At 72.1% G+C, this 19530-nt stretch carries 16 protein-coding genes; 7 read left to right on the top strand and 9 right to left on the bottom strand.

Features of this window, described 5'->3' with window-relative positions:
* Window positions 1-139: 139 nt before the first annotated feature.
* From OOK31_RS37565 to OOK31_RS37545, 5 genes are all read left to right on the top strand, one after another.
* Window positions 140-1918: a non-ribosomal peptide synthetase gene (locus tag OOK31_RS37565; protein ID WP_267091937.1), complete on the top strand. Its 1779-nt coding sequence runs from the start codon at window positions 140-142 to the stop codon at window positions 1916-1918.
* Between the two features lie 34 nt (window positions 1919-1952).
* Entirely contained in the window at window positions 1953-2165 is a 213-nt protein-coding gene (locus OOK31_RS37560) for an MbtH family protein (RefSeq protein ID WP_267091936.1), read from the top strand.
* A 30-nt stretch (window positions 2166-2195) separates the two neighbouring features.
* Window positions 2196-3302: a 4-hydroxyphenylpyruvate dioxygenase gene (gene hppD, locus OOK31_RS37555; RefSeq protein WP_267091935.1), complete on the top strand. Its 1107-nt coding sequence runs from the start codon at window positions 2196-2198 to the stop codon at window positions 3300-3302.
* Between the two features lie 36 nt (window positions 3303-3338).
* The gene (locus OOK31_RS37550; protein ID WP_267091934.1) at window positions 3339-4691 is read left to right on the top strand and encodes a condensation domain-containing protein; all 1353 of its coding nucleotides are present in this window, start codon (window positions 3339-3341) and stop codon (window positions 4689-4691) included.
* A 70-nt stretch (window positions 4692-4761) separates the two neighbouring features.
* Window positions 4762-5985 carry an NAD(P)/FAD-dependent oxidoreductase gene (locus OOK31_RS37545; RefSeq protein WP_267091933.1) on the top strand — a complete coding sequence of 408 codons (1224 nt, stop codon included), beginning with the start codon at window positions 4762-4764 and terminating at the stop codon, window positions 5983-5985.
* A gap of 87 nt (window positions 5986-6072) precedes the next feature.
* Here OOK31_RS37545 and OOK31_RS37540 read toward each other — a convergent pair whose 3' ends face one another.
* Both OOK31_RS37540 and OOK31_RS37535 read right to left on the bottom strand, forming a co-directional pair.
* Window positions 6073-7230 carry an acyltransferase gene (locus OOK31_RS37540; protein WP_267091932.1) on the bottom strand — a complete coding sequence of 386 codons (1158 nt, stop codon included), beginning with the start codon at window positions 7228-7230 and terminating at the stop codon, window positions 6073-6075.
* Window positions 7231-7417: 187 nt separating this feature from the next.
* Window positions 7418-8416: an aldo/keto reductase gene (locus OOK31_RS37535; protein ID WP_267091931.1), complete on the bottom strand. Its 999-nt coding sequence runs from the start codon at window positions 8414-8416 to the stop codon at window positions 7418-7420.
* Window positions 8417-8595: 179 nt separating this feature from the next.
* Between OOK31_RS37535 and OOK31_RS37530 the strand changes: the two genes are divergently transcribed.
* Entirely contained in the window at window positions 8596-9834 is a 1239-nt protein-coding gene (locus OOK31_RS37530; protein WP_267091930.1) for a class I SAM-dependent methyltransferase, read from the top strand.
* Window positions 9835-9871: 37 nt separating this feature from the next.
* Complete coding sequence (gene tpx / locus OOK31_RS37525) at window positions 9872-10429, top strand: thiol peroxidase (RefSeq protein WP_267091929.1); 558 nt, start codon at window positions 9872-9874, stop codon at window positions 10427-10429.
* Between the two features lie 86 nt (window positions 10430-10515).
* Here the strand turns inward: tpx and OOK31_RS37520 are convergent, their stop codons facing one another.
* The 7 genes from OOK31_RS37520 to OOK31_RS37490 form a co-directional block, all read right to left on the bottom strand.
* Entirely contained in the window at window positions 10516-11634 is a 1119-nt protein-coding gene (locus OOK31_RS37520; protein WP_267091928.1) for a hypothetical protein, read from the bottom strand.
* Window positions 11635-11665: 31 nt separating this feature from the next.
* Entirely contained in the window at window positions 11666-13066 is a 1401-nt protein-coding gene (locus OOK31_RS37515) for an NAD(P)/FAD-dependent oxidoreductase (protein WP_267091927.1), read from the bottom strand.
* A gap of 61 nt (window positions 13067-13127) precedes the next feature.
* On the bottom strand, window positions 13128-14144 hold the full coding sequence (locus tag OOK31_RS37510; protein WP_267091926.1) for an alcohol dehydrogenase catalytic domain-containing protein: 1017 nt from the start codon (window positions 14142-14144) through the stop codon (window positions 13128-13130).
* A 136-nt stretch (window positions 14145-14280) separates the two neighbouring features.
* Complete coding sequence (locus tag OOK31_RS37505) at window positions 14281-15267, bottom strand: NAD(P)-dependent oxidoreductase (RefSeq protein WP_267091925.1); 987 nt, start codon at window positions 15265-15267, stop codon at window positions 14281-14283.
* Window positions 15267-16670, bottom strand: coding sequence for a nucleotide sugar dehydrogenase (locus tag OOK31_RS37500; RefSeq protein ID WP_267091924.1), 1404 nt, complete (start codon window positions 16668-16670; stop codon window positions 15267-15269). Before OOK31_RS37500 ends, OOK31_RS37505 begins: the two co-directional genes overlap by 1 nt.
* 5 nt (window positions 16671-16675) lie before the next feature.
* On the bottom strand, window positions 16676-17902 hold the full coding sequence (locus tag OOK31_RS37495) for a cytochrome P450 (RefSeq protein ID WP_267091923.1): 1227 nt from the start codon (window positions 17900-17902) through the stop codon (window positions 16676-16678).
* Between the two features lie 67 nt (window positions 17903-17969).
* On the bottom strand, window positions 17970-19529 hold the full coding sequence (locus tag OOK31_RS37490) for a 4-hydroxyphenylacetate 3-hydroxylase N-terminal domain-containing protein (RefSeq protein WP_267091922.1): 1560 nt from the start codon (window positions 19527-19529) through the stop codon (window positions 17970-17972).
* Between the last annotated feature and the right edge of the window lies 1 nt (window position 19530).

Here is a 19530-nt window from a genome sequence, read left to right as displayed (position 1 = left end):
CAGCCCCCGCCGCCAACCTCCTTGTCCCGTACGGAACTTGCCCGACCACCGCAAACAGGGAGATGTCCACGACGACGGCGCTCCCCACACTGAATCGCGACAGGAAGTCAGGGCGGATTGGAGATTGACTGTGTCCCGGTTGGTACACGAGCTTTTCGCCGCACAGGCCGCCCGCACTCCGGACGCCGTGGCGGTGCGGTCCGACGAGACGACGCTCACTTATCGCGCACTGGACGAACGGGCCGACCGGCTGGCCCACCACCTGGTGACCCTCGGCGTCAAGCCGGGCGCCCCCGTCGCCGTGCTCCTGGAACGCTCGGCGGAGGCCGTCGTCGCCCTCCTCGCCACGCTGAAGGCGGGCGGGGCGTACCTGCCGCTGCACTCGGGCTACCCGGCGGACCGGCAGCGCTGGATCGTCGAACAGTCCGGCGCCGAGGTCCTGCTCACCGACGAGGCGACCACCCGGCGCGGCCTGCCCGACGTGGCCCGTACGGTCCTGGTCACGGCCGGCCCGGCGGCCGACCCGACGGCCGGCCCGGCACGCTGCCCGGTGACCGACCAGGCCCCCGCCACACCGCCCCAGGTGGCGGTCGGCGAGGACGACCTCGCCTACCTCATGTACACCTCGGGCTCGACCGGACACCCCAAGGGCGTCGCGGTCCGCCACGGCGGCACCGCCGACTTCGCCCTCGACCCCTGCTGGGACACCGGCCACCACGAACGGGTCTCGCTGATCGCGCCGACCGCCTTCGACGTGTCCCTCTACGAGATCCTGGTCCCGCTGCTGCGCGGCGGCACCGTGGTCGTGTTCCCCGAAGGCCCCTTCGACATCGGCCGGCTGCGCGCGCACATCACCGCGCACGGCATCACCGCCCTGCACCTCACCGCCGGGCTGTTCCGGGTCGTCGCCGACGAGGCGCCCGACACCTTCGCCACGGTCCGCGAGGTGCTCACCGGCGGCGACGTCATCGCCCCCGGCGCCGTCGACCGGGTCCTGCGGGCCTGCCCGGACCTCGTCGTGCGGTCCCTGTACGGCACCACGGAGGCCACGGTCTTCAGCACGCACGCCGCACTGACCGCCCCCTACCGTCCCGGGATCACCGTCAGCTCCGGCCGGGTCTTCGACGGGGTCGAGCTGCACGTCCTCGACGAACGGCTCGACCCGCTGCCGCCCGGCGCCGTCGGCGAGCTCTACGTCGCCGGCCGCGGCCTCGCCAAGGGCTACTTCGACCGGCCCGACCTCACCGCCGAGGCCTTCGTCGCCAACCCCTTCGGCGCCGACGGCGAACGGATGTACCGCACCGGCGACCTCGCCCGGCTGTCCGCCGACGGCGAGCTCGAATTCGCCGGACGCGCCACCGACCTGGTCAAGATCCTCGGCTTCCGGGTCGAGCTGGCCGAGATCGAGTCCACCCTCGCCGCCTTCCCCGGCCTCGCGCACGTCGCCGTCGTCGCCCACGAGGCCGGCGCCGACACCCGCCTGGCCGCGTACGTGGTGCCCGAAGCCGGCCAGGACCAGCCGGACCTCACGGCGCTGCGCGAACACGTCCGCGAAGCCCTGCCCGGCTACATGGTGCCCGCCGTGTTCACCGTGATCGACCGGCTGCCCCTGACCGCCAACGGCAAGGTCGACCGCGCCGCCCTCCCGGTACCGGAGTTCCGCGGCGAGAGCGCCTACCGGGCCCCCGCCAACCCGACGGAGGAGGTCATCTGCCGGATCTTCGGACAGGTGCTCGGCCTGCCCGAGGTCGGCGTCGAGGACGACTTCTTCGACCTGGGCGGCCACTCCCTGCTCGCCATGCGCCTGCTCAACCGCATCCGCGCCGAACTGGGCGTCGAGGTGGAGATCCGCACCCTGTTCAACACACCGACGGTGGCCGGCCTCGCCGAAGTGGTGGCCGTCGAGCGGGCCGCGTAGCACCGCCGACCCCTTTGGAACGAGAGGGACACAGATGAGCCAGACCATGGCCGACCAGGCCACCAACCCCTTCGACGACCAGGACGGCAACTTCACGGTCCTCGTCAACGCGGCCGGAGAGCACTCGCTGTGGCCCGCGGGCATCCCCGCGCCGGGCGGCTGGCACCTCGCCCACGGGCCCACCCGGCGTGCCGCCTGCCTCGCCTACGTCAACGAGGCATGGCCGCACCTCGGCGCCCGCGCCTGACGCGGACCAACCACTGAAACCGGAGAACTCATGCCCACGTCCGATCCGTACACCTTCGACGACCTGAGCCTGGACCACATCCGCTTCCACGTCCGGAACATCGAGACCACCCTGGCCTGGCTGATCGGCGGCTACGGCCTCGCGGTGCGCGCGGTGTCCCGGCCCGGGGCGGGCTCCGGCGCCGAGGCCGGTGCGCGGTCGGTCGAAGTGGGAGCGAACGACATCAGCATCGTGCTCACCGAAGCCGTCAGCGACAACCACGCCGCCGCCCGGTACGTCGCCCGCCACGGCGACGGGGTGGCCGACATCGCGCTGCGGGTGCCCGACGCCGCCGCCGCCCACGCCACCGCCGTCGCCCGCGGCGCCCGGTCCGTGGCGGCGCCGGCCCGGCACGGCGAGCTGGTGACCGCCTCGATCGGCGGGTTCGGCGACGTCGTCCACACCTTCGTCCAGCGTCCGGACGGGGCGGGCGGCCCGGTCGTACCCGGCCTGCGCCCCGTCCCCCGGGACGTCGCCACCCTGGAGAACAGGCTGCTGTCCGTCGACCACTTCGCGGTGTGCGTACGGCCCGGCGACATCGACGACACCGTCGCCTTCTACCGCGACGTCCTCGACTTCCGGCTCACCTTCACCGAGAAGCTCCAGATCGGGAGACAGGCGATGACGACCAAGGTCGTCGAAAGCCGCTCCGGCGACGTGACCCTGACCCTGATCGAACCCGACACCACCCAGGAACGCGGCCACATCGACGAGTTCCTCGACGACCACGGCTGCGCGGGCGTCCAGCACCTCGCCTTCGCCACCGACGGGATCGTCACCACCGTCGAGGACCTCCGGCGCCGCGGCGTGGCCTTCATGGGCACGCCCGACACCTACTACCGCACCCTGCCGGACCGCCTGGTACCGACCCGCTACACGGTGGACGAACTGCACGGCCAGCAGATCCTCGTCGACGAGGACCACGGCGGCCAGCTCTACCAGATCTTCGCCAAGTCCGTGCACCCCAGCAACACGATCTTCCTCGAACTCATCGAGCGGATGGGCGCCCGGAGCTTCGGCAGCGGCAACATCACCGCCCTCTACGAGGCCGCGGAGCGCGAGCGCAGCGCCGCCCGCGACGAGTCCCAGGCCGCCTGACCCCGGCATCCGACGAGCGCGAACGGAAACGAGTACATGGACCTACCCGGCGACCGCGCACCCCTTTCCACCAACCTCGACATGCTCCGCATGTTCGACAAGGGAGACCAGGACGGCTCCTTCGGCCCCCGGCACCTCGTCATCCTCGCCTGGCGGCTGTCCGGCGCACTGGACCTGACGGCCTTCCAGGGCGCCGTCGACGACGTGGTGGAACGCCACGAGATGCTGCGCACCCAGATCGTCCGCGACGACGGCGAGCCCTACCAGAAGGTGTACCCGCCGAGCCCGCCCGAACTGGTCGTCGTCGACCTCCCGCCCGACGAGTTCCGCTCGGACGACGAGCGGGTGGACGACTTCGTCAACGAGATCGAGGCCACCACCATGAGCGTGGCCCAGCTCCCGCACCTGCGGGTCGTGCTCGGCAGGATCGACAAGAAGGCCACCGTGTGCGTCCTCGTCACCCACCACGTGGCGAGCGACGGCGTGTCCCTGCAAGTGGTCATCCGCGACATCGCGAACTCCTACGCCGCCCGCCGGGGCTTCCCGGTCCCGGCCCCCGCGCCGGCCAGGCAGTACCGCGAGTTCACCGCATGGCAGCGGGAAGCGCTCGCCTCCCCGAAGGCCCAGGAGTCCCGCGACTACTGGCGGGACGCGGTGCGCGACGCCGAGCTCACCGACCTGCCCACCGACCACCTCCTGCGGCCCGGCGACCCCGCCCGCTACGCCGTGCACCGGTTCGTCCTCGACCGCGAGGTCACCTCGGCGACGACGGCGTTCGCCACGGCCATGCGCAGCTCCCCGTTCATGGTGATGACGGCGGCCTTCCACGTCCTGCTCCACCAGGAGACCGGCGTCGACGACCTGGTCTCGGCGATCATCACCTCGGGCCGCACCGAACCCGAGTACAACGAGACCGTCGGCCCGTTCTTCAACATGCTCCCGCTGCGCACCGCGCTCGGCGACTGCCGCAACTTCATGGAGCTGGTCCGCCGCACCCGCGAGGCCTGCCTCGCCGCGTACACCCACGAACTGCCGTTCGCGCAGATCGCCGCGCAGGCACCCACCCTCACCAGGACGTACGAGCGGCCGGGCACGGCCGTCTGGGCCTTCCAGGTGCTGCAGTACCCGGGCGCGACGGACGCCGAGCTGATCGGCGACGTGGAGTACACCGCGATCCGCAAGCGCCACGCCTCCTACCCGGTCACCTCCGACATCCCCAACGGCGTCCTGTGGGGACTGGACGTCCTGCCGTCCGGCGAGATCGCCGGCACCGCCAGGTTCAACACCTTGGAGTACGACGAGACCACCCTGACCAGGATGGTCGAGCGGTTCGCCCGCATCCTCCGCGGCGGCGTCTCGGACCCGGGGTCCCCGCTGTCCGCGCTGTGACCCGACGTCGGACGAGCCCCCAGGAACCCCAGGAACCCCAGGAACCCCAGGAACAGGAATGGAGAGTCCAGTGATCGCAGACGACGAGTTCGACGTCGTGGTGATAGGCGGAGGCCCCGGCGGTGCGGCGACCGCGGGCCTGCTGGCCAGGAAGGGCCACCGCGTCCTCGTGCTCGAACGGGAGAAGTTCCCGCGCTACCACATCGGCGAATCGCTCATCACCGGGCTGATGCCCACCCTGGAGGAGCTCGGACTCCTGGAGCGCCTGGAGGCGCTGGGCTTCACCAAGAAGTACGGCGGCACCCTGCTGTGGGGCAAGAACCAGGGCACCTGGGGCTTCCGCTTCACGGAATCCGCCCTGTACGACCACGCCTACCAGGTGCGCCGCGCCGACTTCGACGCGCTGCTGCTCACCCGCGCCCGCGAACTCGGCGTGACCGTGCTGGAGGAGACCGCCGTCAAGGGCCCGGTCTTCGAAGGCGGCCGGGTCGTCGGCGTGACCTACACGCAGAAGGGCAGCAAGGAGGTCCGTACCGCGCGCAGCAGGATGCTCGTCGACGCCTCGGGCCAGACCCACCTGCTGGGCCGGGAGTTCGACCTGGTCCGCTACCACGAGGACCTGCGCAACATCGCCACCTGGTCGTACTGGCAGGGCTGCAACCTCTACGGCGGCACCAAGGCCGGCGACATCGTCGCGGAGAACCGGCCGTCGGGCTGGTTCTGGTTCATCCCGCTGCACGACGGCACGGTCAGCGTCGGCTACGTCACCCCGATCGACGAGTACAAGGCCTCCGGGAAGACCCTGGAGGAGCTGTACGCCGACGAGCTGCTGAAGACCGAGGAGATCAGCACCCTCATGGCCGGCGCGCGGCGCGTCACCGGCTTCCGCAACATCAAGGACTGGTCCTACACCTGCGAGAAGTTCCACGGCCCCGGCTGGGCCCTCGTCGGCGACGCCGCCGCGTTCATCGACCCGCTGCTGTCCACCGGCGTCACCCTGGCGCTGCGCGGCGCCCGGGCGCTGGCCGAGGCCGTCGACGAGGCGCTCACCGACCCGTCGTCGGAGACGGAGATCCTCGACTGGTACGAGAAGAGCTACCGGACCTTCCTGGACTCCGTGCTCGACTTCGTACGGTTCTTCTACGACCGCACGAAGCACAAGGAGGACTACTGGGACAAGGCGCAGGCACAGCTCGACCCGGAGAAGCTGCGCCCCCGGGAGATGGACTTCGCGCGGATGCTGTCGGGCCTCACGGGCATCGACGACATCTTCGACAAGCGCAAGGCGGCCTGACCGGCCGGGCCCCGGCACAGCCGAACGGCCCGGCAGCGGAGAGAACCTCCGCTGCCGGGCCGTTCGACTGCGTCCTACGAGCGGCGGCTACCCGACCCTCTCCGCGGCCCGTTCCCCGTCGCGCGCGGCGCCCTCGCGCCGGCCGCTGAGCAGCCGCACCGCCGGCCGCTCGACGAGGACGGTCAGCAGCCAGCCCAGGGCGAGCACGGCGACGACCGTCACGGCGGACTTGCCGAGCGCGCCCCCGAGCGACAGCGGCGCCGTCCAGTTGGCGGGTACGGCGGTGTGGATCGGGCCGTACGAGATGACCACCCAGTGCACCAGGTAGGCGCCGAAGGAGATCCCGCCGAGCGCGACCAGGGGCCGCGCCCCGAAGACGGTCCGCCCGCCCTCGGCCTCACGCCGGGCCGCCGCCGCGACCAGCAGGGTGAGCGGCACCGCGGTCACCGCGAACCCCGAGTTCTCCCCGGCCACCTGAGCGCTGACCGCGAGACCGGCGAGGCAGAGCAGCACCGAGACCCCGACACCGGGACCCCGCCACCGGCCGGTCGCCACCATCCGCGCCGCGAACATGCCGAGCAGGAACTCCGGCATCCGGGCCACGGGCAGGTACCCGGTGAACCAGGTCTGCCACCACGGGTCGGGAGTGCCGGCCAGCAGCGGCTCGGCCGGGAGCAGCTTGGCCACCAGCGGAACCGCCACCAGCACGAGGACCACCGCGAACGCGTACGCCCCGAGCCGCTCGGGACGGATCCGCCGGACCAGCCGGTTCAGCCACGGGAACACCGCGTAGAACAGCAGCGCGCAGGACAGCGCCCAGGTCGGACCGTTGGGGTTCCCGGTGAGGGACACCTCCGGGTCCGGGATCCAGTTCTGCACCAGCAGCAGGGTGGGGACCGTCCGCCAGACCGACAGCGCGGCGCCGGCCCCCGCGGCCAGCAGCAGCGCGCCGACCAGCGTGATCACGTGACCGGGGAAGACCCGCGCCACGCGTCTGCCCCAGAACCGGCGCGCGTCGACACCGGCGTCGTGGACCCAGGTGAGGGCGAAGCCGGTGAGGACGAAGAAGAAGGTGAAGCCCATGACGCCGAGCTTGAAGTCGTAGGACCACAACGTCTGTGCCGTCGGGTCGACCCGGAGGATCAGCGAAATCCCGACGTGGGAGATGAGGACCATGCAGAGGGCGACGAACCCGAAACCGGCCAGGGAAGGCAGCCGGGCGGGCGTGGTGCGCGAGACGTTCATGGCGATCGATCCGTCCGTTCCAGTGTCGCTGGGAGTTCCCCATGGCCGGAACACGACCCGACCGGGGGCGGAAGGGTGAAGACCGCCGCATCGTCCGGTCACGGCGGGCCACAGGGCATCTCCGCTCGTGCGCACCTCGGGCACCGGCGGCCGGAAACCACCGCCTGCCGCCTACCCGCCTACCGCCTCAGTCGATCCACGCGCGCGGCGCCGGGCCGCCGTGACCCACCGGCGGGAAGATCTCCTCCAGCGCCCGGAGCTCCTCCGGCGACAGCCGCGCGTCCAGGGCGCGCAGGGCGCTCTCCAACTGCCCCACGGTGCGCGGCCCGATCACCGGGACCGGCGCGTCCGGCCGCGCCAGCAGCCAGGCCAGCCCGACCTCCGCCGGCTCCCGGCCCAGCCCTGCGCACAGCGCCTCGTACCGTTCGACCGCGGCCCGGTGCGCGGGCAGCGCCGCCACCGCCCGCCCCTGCGCCGACTTCGCCGCCGTCCCCTCCCGCGCCTTGCGCAGCGCCCCGCTCAGCAGCCCCCCGTACAGCGGCGCCCACACCAGGACGGCGAGGCCGTGCGCCCGGGCGGCGGGCAGGATCTCCAGCTCGGGGTGGCGGGTCAGCAGGTTGTACGCGCACTGCTCGGAGACCAGCCCGGCCATGGCGCGCCGACGGGCCGCGTGCTGGGCGTCGGCGATGTTCCACCCCGCGAAGTTCGACGACCCGACGTGGCGCACCTTGCCCTGGGTGATCAGCTGGTCCATGGCCTGCCACACCACGTCCCAGGGCACGTCCGGGTCGTAGCGGTGCATCTGGTAGAGGTCGATCCGGTCGGTGCCGAGCCGGCGCAGCGACGCCTCGCAGCCCCGGACGATGTGGCGGGCGGACAGCCCCCGGTCGTCCGGGCCGTCACCCATCGGCTCACCGACCTTCGTCGCGACGACGACCTCGTCACGACGGCGCGGCGAGCCGGCCAGCCACCGCCCGATCAGCTCCTCGGTGTACCCCCGGTGCACCCGCCACCCGTACATGTCGGCGGTGTCGACCAGGTTCATCCCCGACGCCAGCGCCCCGTCGAGGATGCGGCGCGCCTCGCGCTCGTCGGTGCGCCCGCCGAAGTTCACGGTGCCGACGGCCAGCCGCCCCACCCTCAGCCCGGTACGGCCGAACGGCACCTGCCGGTCCACGCGGCTCATGCGGCCCTCCCCACACTGCTGGTCCGTCCCCCGGGCCAGTGTCGGGCGGGCCCCCGGGCGGCCGCATCTCCGTGCGTGCACAGCGCCCCGCACGAGGCAATCGGGGAGATGCCCCCGCCCGGTCCCGCCCCGGACAATCGCAGGCCTGTGCATCAGCCGGTCAGCGTGAGGAGCCATCCGTGAGTGACGGTAAAACGCTCTGCCAGACGTGCGAAGACGTCGTGGTCAGCGAGTTCTTGCCGCTCGGCATGCAGCCCGCCTGTCTCTTCCTGGACGACGAGGCGGAAGCGGAGAACGAACAGACCTGGCCGCTCGACCTCGGGTTCTGCCCGAACTGCGGCCTGGTCCAGATCATGGAGCCGGTCAGCGAACGCATCCTCTTCTCGGGGGACTACCACCACATCGCCGGCCTGACCGGCGGGTACCGCAGGCATCTGCGCGGACTCGCGGACGAACTGGCGGAGCAGCACGGCGCCGGCCCGGGCGCGACGTCACCGCGCCGCTCCGTCGTCGAGATCGGCAGCAACGACGGCAGCCTGCTGGACGAACTGGCCGGGCGCGGGTTCGAGGTCCTCGGCGTCGACCCGAACGGCACGCGGTCGCCCGCCGGGTCACCGGTCGTCAAGGACTACTTCAGCGCGGACGTCGCCGCGCGCATGGTCGCCGAGGGCGGACCGGCGGACGTCGTCGTGGCACTGAACACCTTCGCCCACATCACGGACCTGCACGACTTCCTGCGCGGGGTGAGCACCCTCATGAGCCCCCACGGGATGTTCGTGTCGGAATCCCACTACCTGCCGGACCTGCTCCAGGGCCTGCAGTACGACTTCGCGTACCACGAGCACTCCCGCTACTACGCGCTGACGTCGCTCCAGGCGAGCTTCGAACGGCACGGACTGGAGGTCTTCCGCATCGAACGGATCGACACCCACGGCGGGTCGGTCCGCGTGTACGCCGGCTTCGAGGGCGCTCGCGACGTGGACGCCTCCGTCGAGGAACTGCGCCGCTACGAGGACACCCTCGCCCTCACCGAGGAGTCGACCTACCGGACCTTCGCCGCCCGGGTGGAGGAACACCGCGACCGGCTCCGCGGCCTGCTCCAGGAGCTGAGGCGCGACGGTTCGCGGATCGCGGCCGCCTCCTCCCCGGCGCGGGCGGTGACCCTGCTGACCTACTGCGCACTGGGCCCCGCCGACATCGAGTTCATCTCGGAGATCAGCCCGCGCAAGATCGGCAAACTGTCCCCGGGCACGCACATCCCGATCGTCCACCAGGAGCGGCTGTGCGGCCCCGACCAGCCCGCATACGCCCTGCTGCTGTCCTGGCACATCGCCGACGAGCTGATGGCCCGGCTGCGGGAGGAGGGGTTCCGGGGGAAGTTCGTCGTCCCGCTCCCGGAGCCCCGGGTGATCGGCTGACCATGAGGACGCGACCGCACCCGTCGAGGGGGAGAACATGACCAGCACCGAACGCACCGAACGCACCGGGGTCACCACGTTCCGCGGGAACCCGGTGACCCTGCTCGGACCCGAGATCGCCGCCGGCGGGCGGGCCCCGGACTTCACCGTGCTCGGCAACGACATGGCACCCGTCCGGTTCTCCTCGCTGAGCGGCACCACACGGGTGATCTCGGTCGTCCCGTCGCTGGAGACGCCCGTGTGCGACCTGCAGACCCGCCGCTTCGACGAGGCCCTCGCCGAACTGGACGGGGCCACCGTGCTCACCGTGTCGGTGGACCTGCCCTTCGCTCAGGCCCGTTGGTGCGGCGCGGCGGGCACCGCGCGCGTACGGACCGTCTCCGACCACCGCGACCTCTCCTTCGGCCTCGCCTACGGTGTGGTGATCAAGGAGTTCCGGCTGCTGGCCCGCGCGGTGTTCGTGGTGGACGCCGCCGACACGGTCGTCCACGCCGAGTACGTCCCGGAGGTCGGCCGGCACCCGGACTACGACGCCGCCCTGGCCGCGGCCCGCACCGCCGAGGACGCGCGCCGGTCCGCCGCCCGCGCCGCCTGACCGCCGCTTCCCGCCGGCCGTACGACGAAGGCCGCCGCCCGGGTCCCCACCCGGACGGCGGCCTCCGCCGTGCAGTGCCCCGCGCGTCAGGCCGCGGTCCGGCCGCGCTCCCGCTCGGCCACCGCGCCGTAGTAGCGGGCGATGGCCCGGAAGGACTCCTTCGGCTCGGCCCGGTACGGCGACAGGTTGTCGAAGTAGTCCTCGCGGATCGACTTCGTGATCGTCATCGAGGCGGTGTCCAGGTCGTACTTCGGGTCCGCCGAGTGCGGGTGCGTCGGGTGGACCAGCTCGGTCACCGCGACGCTGTGCATGCCCAGCTCGTCGAAGAGGCGCAGCGAATCCAGGTGGAAGTCGGCCTGGGCCTGCTCGTCGCGGACGAAACCGGGGAACACCGTCGGCGGCTCCACCGTACGGTCGACGATGTCGAAGCCCAGCAGCCCCTTGGTGTGGCTGTCCTTGTACGTGAACGACCCGTACTCCGAGATCATGACGGGCTTGCCCCACTTGAAGTACGCGCCCAGCTCCTTGGCGTACGCCTCCCGCGACGGGTGCGGGTAGAAGTACTCGACCAGGCCGATGTAGTCGACCACCGACCAGTCGACGTCCTCGAACGGGCCGCCGGAGTAGGTGATCCCGCCCTTGAACGCCGCCCGCCCGACGTCCGCCGCCTTCGCGAGGAAGGCGTTGAGCTTGAGCGCGACGTCCTCCTGGTCGATGGGGCCGACCGGCTTCAGGAAGTGGTGGTCGGCGTCGGGGAAGGCGTTGCCCATGCGGTTGTGGTAGAACTCGCCCGGCATGATGCCCTCGGTCTGGATCGAGTGCGTGCAGCCGATGCTCAGGTGGATGTCGCCGCCCTGCCGGCGGAACGACTCGGCCAGCGTGCCGACCTCGCCGATGAAGTCCAGTACGTCCGGCTGGGCGCCGTCCATGAGCCGGGGCTGCAGCCACACGTGCAGGCCGCGGCCGATCGCGTACGCCACCGCCGCCTCGACCCGGTCGAGGGCGGTGCCGTAGATCGTGATCGAGTTCGCGTTGAGCTCGTCGGCCACCAGGTCGATCTCCGACCGCATCAGCTCGTCGCTCCACACCATGCGCGACAGGGCGCCCTGACCGGTCTGGTGGTTCGAACCGACGTCGTAGGCGACCCCGCGGTAGTGCAGCCCGCTGCCCTTCGCCGCGAGTATCGCGCGGTCCTCGTTCGCCACAGTGATCTCCTTCTCTGCTGGTCCGCGTGGACTACGCGGCGTCGGGGAGTGTGCTGTCGGAGGGCCCGGGCGCGGGGGCGGGCACGCCGCCGCCCGGAGCCGGCATGTCGCGGGAGGCCCGCAGGACGCGGGCCATCATCCACGGCTTCATCAGCGCGGCCGGCGGGTCGATGAGCCCGGCGACCCGCATGAACCCCTTGGCGACCTCGGGGTCCTTCGCGGCCGCGTACTGCACCCGGCCCACATAGGCGTTGCCCATGGTGACCTTGAACGTGCGCCTGCCCTCGACCCCCGGGAAAGCCAGGTCACCGCCCGCGGAGACCTCCCACGGGTTGTCCACGACCTTGCCGAGCGCCTTCAGGTACGTCCCCGGGTCGAACCGCCCCCCGCGCAGGTGCTCGCGGAGCGTCATGACCTCCCAGGCCGCCACGCTCATGCCCTGCCCGTACACGGGGTTGAAGCTGCACACCGCGTCGCCGAGCACGGCCAGGCCGGCCGGGAAGGCGCGCAGCCGCTCGTAGCGGCGCCGGACGCTGGCCGGGAACCCGAAGGAGGTCGCGTCGTCGATCGGCTCGGCGTCCTTGATGCCCTCGTACACGTCCGGCACCGGAAGCGACCGGGCGAACTCCAGGAACCCCTCGGGGTCGGTCGGCGGGTGGTCGCCGAGGATGCCGGTGAGCGACACGATGCACATGTCATCGGTCGACAGGCCGAAGAACGCACCGCGCGGATGGGCGGGGGAGGCGACCGGGTTGATCGACCAGGTGTCCTCGAACGAGCCGGGCACGCGGTGGTAGAAGCGGGTCGTGTACGCGAGCCCGATCCGCACCCGGTCCTCGGCGGGCCGCTCGTAGCCCATCTCCTCCAGCCACGCCGGGGTCCGCGAACCGCGGCCGGTCGCGTCCACGACGAGGTCCGCGTCGAGCACCACCTCCTCGCCGGCGCCCGCGCCGTCCCGCGGCCGCACCCGCGCGCCGGTGACCCGGCCGTGGTCCGGGGTGGACTCCAGGCCGAGGATGTCGTGGCGCTCCAGGTAGCGGACGTTGCCCAGCGCGGCCACCCGCGTACGGATCTCGTCCTCCAGGACCGGCCGGGTCGGGGTCACCGACACCAGCCCCGTCTTCGTGTACGGCAGCCGGCGGCCGTTGAAGTACCACCGCATCTCGCCGAGGTCCCCGACCGGATAGCCCTTGGCCGCCATGTCCCCGGTGAAGCCGGGGAACAGCTCCTCCAGGATCAGCTGCCCGCGGGCGTGCAGGCCGTGGGCGTGACGGGTGTGCGGGGTGCCCTTGCGGGTGGTCGAGACGCCGAGGACGGTGTCCCGGTCGACCACCACGACGTCGCGGTAGAACTCGGCGAGCACCCGGGCGGCCAGACTCCCCGTCACGCTCCCCCCGAGAACGACCGCGCGGTTTCCGACGTGGTCGCGCATGCGCGTTCCTCCTGGTTCTGCCCCGCCCGACGCCGGGGCGATGGATGTGCCGGCGGATGTGTCAGTAGCGGATGACCGCGCGGAACCGGACCTCGCCCTTGTCCACCCGGTCCACGGCCTCCGCGATCCGTTCCTTCTCGAAGACCTCCACGAGCGGCCGTACCGCGCCGGAGGCGACCAGCGCGAGCGCGTCCCGCAGGATCGGCGTCCCGTCGTGGCTGGCGCCCAGGATCCGCTGCCCCAGGCCGAAGAACGGCAGCCCCGGCGGCAGGGTGAACGCGCCCGCGGTGTCGATCCCGGCGAGCACCAGCCGCCCGCCGGGCCGCAGACCGGCCATCGCGTCGGCCGCGGCGGCGTGGGAGCGCCCGGTGGCCAGGACGACGTCCGCGCCGCCCGCCGCGAGCAGGCCGGCCCCGTCCGAGACGACCGCGGCCGCGCCGAGTTCCCGCGCGAGCCCGTGCTTGTCCGGGGACGAGGTGACCGCCACCGTGTCGTGGCCCGCCGCCCGGGAGTACTGCAACGCGAGGTGGCCGAGCGCGCCGATGCCGAGCACCGCGACCCGCTCGTGCGGCAGGACCCGCGCGGCCCGCAGGGCGCTCAGCGCGGTGTAGCCGGCGCACAGCACCGGCACCGCCTGCTCCGGGGTGACCCCGGCGGGGATACGGACGGTCTCCGAGGCCCTGGCCACGAGGTACTCGGCCTGACCGCCCTGCACCGTGAACCCGGTGGAGACCGGCGCCGCGCACAGGAACGCGGCGCGCGCCGACAGGGGCTCCTCGCGCGCGCAGTAGTCGCACGCGCCGCAGGTGCCGCGGATCCACGTGGCGCCGACGAGGTCACCGACCGACCGGCCCGTCACACCGGGGCCCACCTCGACGACCTCACCGACCGGCTCGTGCCCCGGGACCGCCGGATCGGTCGACGGGAAGGGGAGCACGCCCCGGCCGGCCAGGATGTCGTTCGAGCACACCCCGCTGGCCAGCACCCGGACCAGCACCTCACCGGGGCCGGGGACCGGCGTGGGGACCTCGCGGACCTCCCACGCCCCGCCCACCTCCGGGATCACGATCGCCTTCATCGGACACCACCTTCGTCTGCGGGGAACCGGGCCCGGCGCGGCCCACGGTGCGACGCTCGCACCCGTGTGCGCCGCGCCGCACCTTCGGACGTGCGCGATGGCCGCCGCCCGCCCCGCGCCGGGCGGGCGGGGCCGCTCATGCGGCGCCGCTGTCCGGCAGCGCCAGCCACCGGTCGTCGGCCCGCGCCCACTCGATCGTCTTGACCAGCCCGTCCCGCAGGGAGGTCCGCGGCCGCCAGCCGAGGATCCGGCCCGCCTTGGCGTTGTCCGGTACCCGGCGCCCGAGGTCCTCGTAGGACGCGCCGAGCGCGGTGGCGGTGTCGACGTCCACCACGGACGTCGTACCGGTCAGCTCGGCGACGAGGCCGACCACCGTGCCCACGGCCGTCTCCACCATGCTGCCGATGTTGAACGCCTCACCGGCCGCGGCCGGCTCGTCCGCCGCCCGGAGCGTCCCGGCCACCGCGTCGTCGACGAAGGTGAAGCAGCGCGTCTGCCGGCCCCCGTCGTACACCACCAGCGGGCGGCCGTTCAGGGCGCGGTGCACCGAGCGGCTCACCACGTACGCCGGACGCTGGCGCGGCCCGTAGACGTTGAAGTAGCGCACGATCGTCGCCGCCAGACCGTGCTGGCGTACGAAGGCGAACGTCAGGTGCTCGGCCAGCGCCTTGCTCGACGCGTACGACCACCGGTCGGAGGCGGTCGGGCCGAGGACCCGGTCGCCGTCCTCCGGCCACGGCACCGCCGGATTCTTGCCGAACACCTCGCTGGTGGAGGCGAGCACCACCTTCGCGCCCGCCCGCACGGCCACGTCCAGGACGTTGCGGGTGCCCGAGAAGTTGATGTCGATGACGTCGAGCGGCCGGGCGAGGTACTGGTCGACGCCGACCACCGCCGCCAGGTGGTGGATCACCTCCGCGCCGCGCGCGGCCCGCGCGAGCGCCGCCCCGTCGCGCAGGTCGCCCTCGACGAACCGCACCCCGGACAGCGCCGCGCCCCGCGGGGCCACCGCGTCGAAGACGGTCACCTCGTCCCCCCGGTCGCGCAGCCGCTCGACCAGGTGGTGGCCGACGAACCCGGTACCGCCGGTGACCAGGACGCGCTGCGGTGTGTGAGCGCCCATCAGCTCGCCTTCGCCCAGTCGGCGACCCGCGCGCCGCGCGGGCCGCGCACGGCCGGTCCGCGCCCGATGCCGCGGTACACGTACCCGGCCGCGGTCAGCTCGGCGATCCGCTCCTTCGGGTAGGACGCGCGGCCGTCGAGCAGCACGCAGTTCCCGGCGACCGGCAGCGCCGCGAAGTCGATGCCCGCGAACTCGCGGTGCAGGGCCAGGACCGCGACCCCGTCGGCGCCGGCGACGGCCTCCTCGACGGTGGCGCTCAGCGGTATGCCGAACAGCGCCTGGGCCTCCTCCACGTCGACGAGCGGATCGTGCAGCCGTACGGTCACCCCCGCCCGGACGAGCGCCCGGACGGTGTCCAGCACCGGGGTCGCCCGCAGGTCACCGGTGTCGTTCTTGAAGGCGAGACCGAGCACGGCGACGGTCGCGCGCGCGGGATCCTTGCCCTGCGCGGCCAGCTCGTCGGTCAGCAGGCCCGCCGTGTACGCGGGCATCCCCGCGTTGACCTCCCGGCCGGCCCCGGCCGTCAGGATCTCCACACCGAAGCGCCGCGCGGTGTTCCACACCATCCACGGGTCCTTCGTCAGGCACGACCCGCCGACCCCGACCCCGGGCCGCAGGATGTTGATGCTCCCCGTGCCCTTCTGGATCGTGTTCGCCGCCCCGATGACGTCCAGCACGTCCACCCCGTACACGGCGCAGAACTTGGCGAGCTCGTTGGCCAGCGCGATGTTCAGGTCGATCCACCAGTTGCTGGCGAGCTTGACGATCTCGGCGGCCTCCAGCGAGTCGACGGGGATCACCTCGACCTCCAGCGCCCGCTGCCAGAACGCGGTCGCGGCGCGGACGCTCTCCTCCTCGTACCCGCCCGCCACGATCGGGAAGGTGCGCAGCTCCCGCAGCGCCGCCCCCTCCGCGAGCCGCTCCGGGGTGAACGCCAGCCCGAAGTCGACACCCCCGGTGAGCCCGCTCTTCTCCAGCACCGGCAGCACGATCTCGCGGGTCGTACCCGGCGGCACCGTGCTCTTCAGCACGACGAGCTGCCCGGGCCGCAGGTGCCCCGCCAGCGCCAGGGCCGCGCCCCGCAGCTGCTCGTCGGCCAGCGAACCGTCCTCGCGGACCGGGGTGCCCACCGTGATCAGGACGACGTCGGCGGCCCCGGCCGCGGCGATGTCCGTGGTCACGCGCAGCCGGCCCGACTCCAGGCCGGCGAAGACCATGTCGGCGAGCCCCGGCTCCTCCAGCCGGAACCGCCCGCGCGCGAGCTCCTCGACGAGCCGCTCGTCGGTGTCCACCCCGACCACGTCGAAGCCGCGCTCGGCCAGGGTCGCCGCGATGCACGAGCCGACGTACCCGAAGCCGATCACGGCGACGGCCGGCCGGCCGCTCCCAGGCAGGAACCTCATGCCCGTCATCCCCTCGCCGTGGACGCCGTGTAGCGGATCGGCAGCGCCATCAGGCGGTGCACGTAGTAGCTCGGCTTCCACTCCAGGCTCGACTCCGGCACGGCCAGTTCGATGTCCTGGAGGCGGTCCAGCAGGGTGGTGAAGAAGACCTCGCCCTCCAGCCGGGCCAGCGGGGCGCCCAGGCAGAAGTGGATGCCGTGGCTGAACGACAGGTGCGGCTTCTGCCGGTCGATGTCGAACCTGCCCGGCTCCGGGAACTCGCGGGCGTCGTGGTTCGCCGCCGGCATCGAGATCACCACGTGCTCACCCGGCTCCACCACGACGTCGCCGATCGCGACGCTGTCCTTCGCGAAGTGGTAGGCCACGGTCGCCACCGGCGGGTCGATGCGCAGCATCTCCTCCACCGCCTGCGGCACCAGCGACGGGTCCGCGCGCAGCCGCGCGGTCTGCTCCGGGTTGCGGATCAGGGCCAGCAGCCCGCCCGCGATCATGTTCACCGCGGTCTCGACCGAGCCCGTCAGCATCAGGAAGATGTTCGCCCGCAGCTCGATGTCCGACAGCGTGGCGTTGTCCTCCTGGCCGTGCAGGATCGCGGAGATCATGTCGTCCCCGTCGCCGTCGACCCTGCGGTTCGCGATCAGCTCACCGAGGTAGCGGTCGAAGTACTTGCCGGCCGCGCCCAGCTCGTTCTCGTCCGTGCTCACCGCCAGACCGGTCACCACGCCGCAGTAGTACCGGAACTCCTCCCGGTCGTTCATCGGCACGCCGAACCAGTCGCAGATCACCGAGTTCGGCAGCGGCACCGCCAGCGACTCGATGACCTCGGTCTCGCCCGCCGCCACGATCCCGTCGATCAGCCCGTCGGTGATCCGCTGCACCTTGGGCCGCAGGTTCTCCAGGTACCGCGGGGTGAAGGCCTGCGAGACGAGCTGCTTCATCCGCGTGTGCCGGGGCCGGTCGTTGAAGACCATCGAGTGACGGAAGAACTCGTCGTTGTACAGCGCCAGGTACTTCTTCAGATCGGGCCCGGCATGCTCGTCGCTGCGGCCCAGCCGCGGGTCGGACAAGGCCCGGCGCGCCTCCTTGTACCCGGTCACGAGCCAGCCGGGCATACCGTCGGGCAGCAGCACCTTGTGCACCGGACTGTCGGTGCCGACCCGGTCGAGCAGGGCCACCGGGTCGGTCATCTCGGCCGCGGTCAGCGCGATCGGGGCGCCGTCTCGCTCAGACATCGTTCTCTCCTCGGTGATCTTCGTTCGGGTGATCGGGTCGGGTGATCGGGTCGGGTGATCGGGCGTCTCAACGAGACAGGTCCGGAACGGTCCACCCGTCGAGGTCGTACTCGGCCAGGCACCTGTCGACGAAGGCGCGGTAGTCGTCGATCTGACCGCCCGCCAGCTGGCTGAACAGCAGCTCGATCCGGGTGTTCTCGTGGTTGCCCGCGTAGTTGCGCTCGTACAGCTCGTGCCGGCCGGCGAACTCCGTGCCCACCGAGTCCCACAGCAGCTTCATGACCTTGGCGCGGGTCACCGCGTCGATCCCGTTCGAGCCGCGCAGGTACGTGTCGAGGTAGGGGCGGATGGCCGGGTTCGCGAAGTCGTCCGTGCTGGAGTTGATGTAGATCAACGCGCTCGCCACGTCCTGCAGGACGATCTCCCGCACGCGCGGGTAGCCGATCTGCGTGAACCACCGGTACGCCTGCCCGTACTGCGGATTGGGCAGCAGCGCCCCGTTCCGCCACGGCACCGGATTGCGCGCCGCCGCGTCCGACAGGCCCCAGAAGAGGTTCCGCCACGCCAGGACCTCGCCCATGCGGGTCTGCACCCCGCGGAAGTCCTCGGTACCGGTGATCTCCAACGCCTTGGACAGCAGCCCGGCGATGAACTCCAGCTTCACCGCGAGACGCGTGCAGCCCTGGAACGTCGAACGCTCGATGAAACCCGACTCGCCCGTGAACGTCTGGGCCTTGCCGACGTCCCCGTAGACGAGCACGTTCTCCCACGGGATCAGCACGTTGTCGAGGACGAGGATCGTGTCGTTCTCGTCCAGCCGCGAGGACAGCGGATAGTCGAACGGCGAACCCGTCGCCGACGCCTGCTTCGTGTACGACGGGCGGCACAGCAGCTTCATCCCCTTGGCGTCCATGGGGATCGTGGCCACCAGCGCGAACTCCCGCTTCTTGATCGGGAGCCCGTGATGGGCGATGAAGTTGTAGTGGGTGAGCGCCGAACCGGTCGCGACGACCTTGGCACCGCTCACCACCAGCCCGGCGTCGGTCTCCTTGCGCACGTGGACGAACACGTCCGACACCTGGTCCGGCGGCAGCTTGCGGTCCACCGGCGGGTTGACCAGCGCGTGGTTCCAGTAAAGGACCTTCTCCTGCGACTCGCGGTACCAGCGGCGCGCGTTGTCCTCGAACGGCGCGTAGAACTCGGCGTTCGCGCCGAGCGTCCCCAGGAACGAGGCCTTGTAGTCGGGGCTGCGGCCCATCCAGCCGTAGCCGATCCGCGCCCACTCGGCGATCGCCCGCTGGTCGGCGACCATGTCCTCGACGCTGTGCGGCGTACGGAAGAACCGGTGCGTGTAACCGTCGCTGCCGGTGTCGGTGGGAGCGGTCAGCACCTCCTTCGTCGCCGGGTCGTGCAGGGCGTCGTAGAGGCGCGCCGTCATCCGGATCGGGTTGCGGAACGCCACGTGCTCGGTGACGTCCTTGACCCGCTCGCCGTAGAGGTACACCTCGCGGCCGTCCCGCAGGCTCTCGACGTACTCGTCGCCGGTCAGCGGGCGGGTACGCCGGCGGCCGCCCGCCCCGGCGCCGCCGGACGCGTCCCCACCGTGCTCGGATGCGCTGGTGGCCATC

Origin of the sequence: Streptomyces sp. NBC_00249 (genome assembly GCF_026342355.1) — a bacterium.
In the GTDB taxonomy this organism is placed as follows: domain Bacteria; phylum Actinomycetota; class Actinomycetes; order Streptomycetales; family Streptomycetaceae; genus Streptomyces.
Note: the sequence above shows the minus strand (reverse complement) of the source record. Positions and strands in the feature narration are given on the sequence as shown.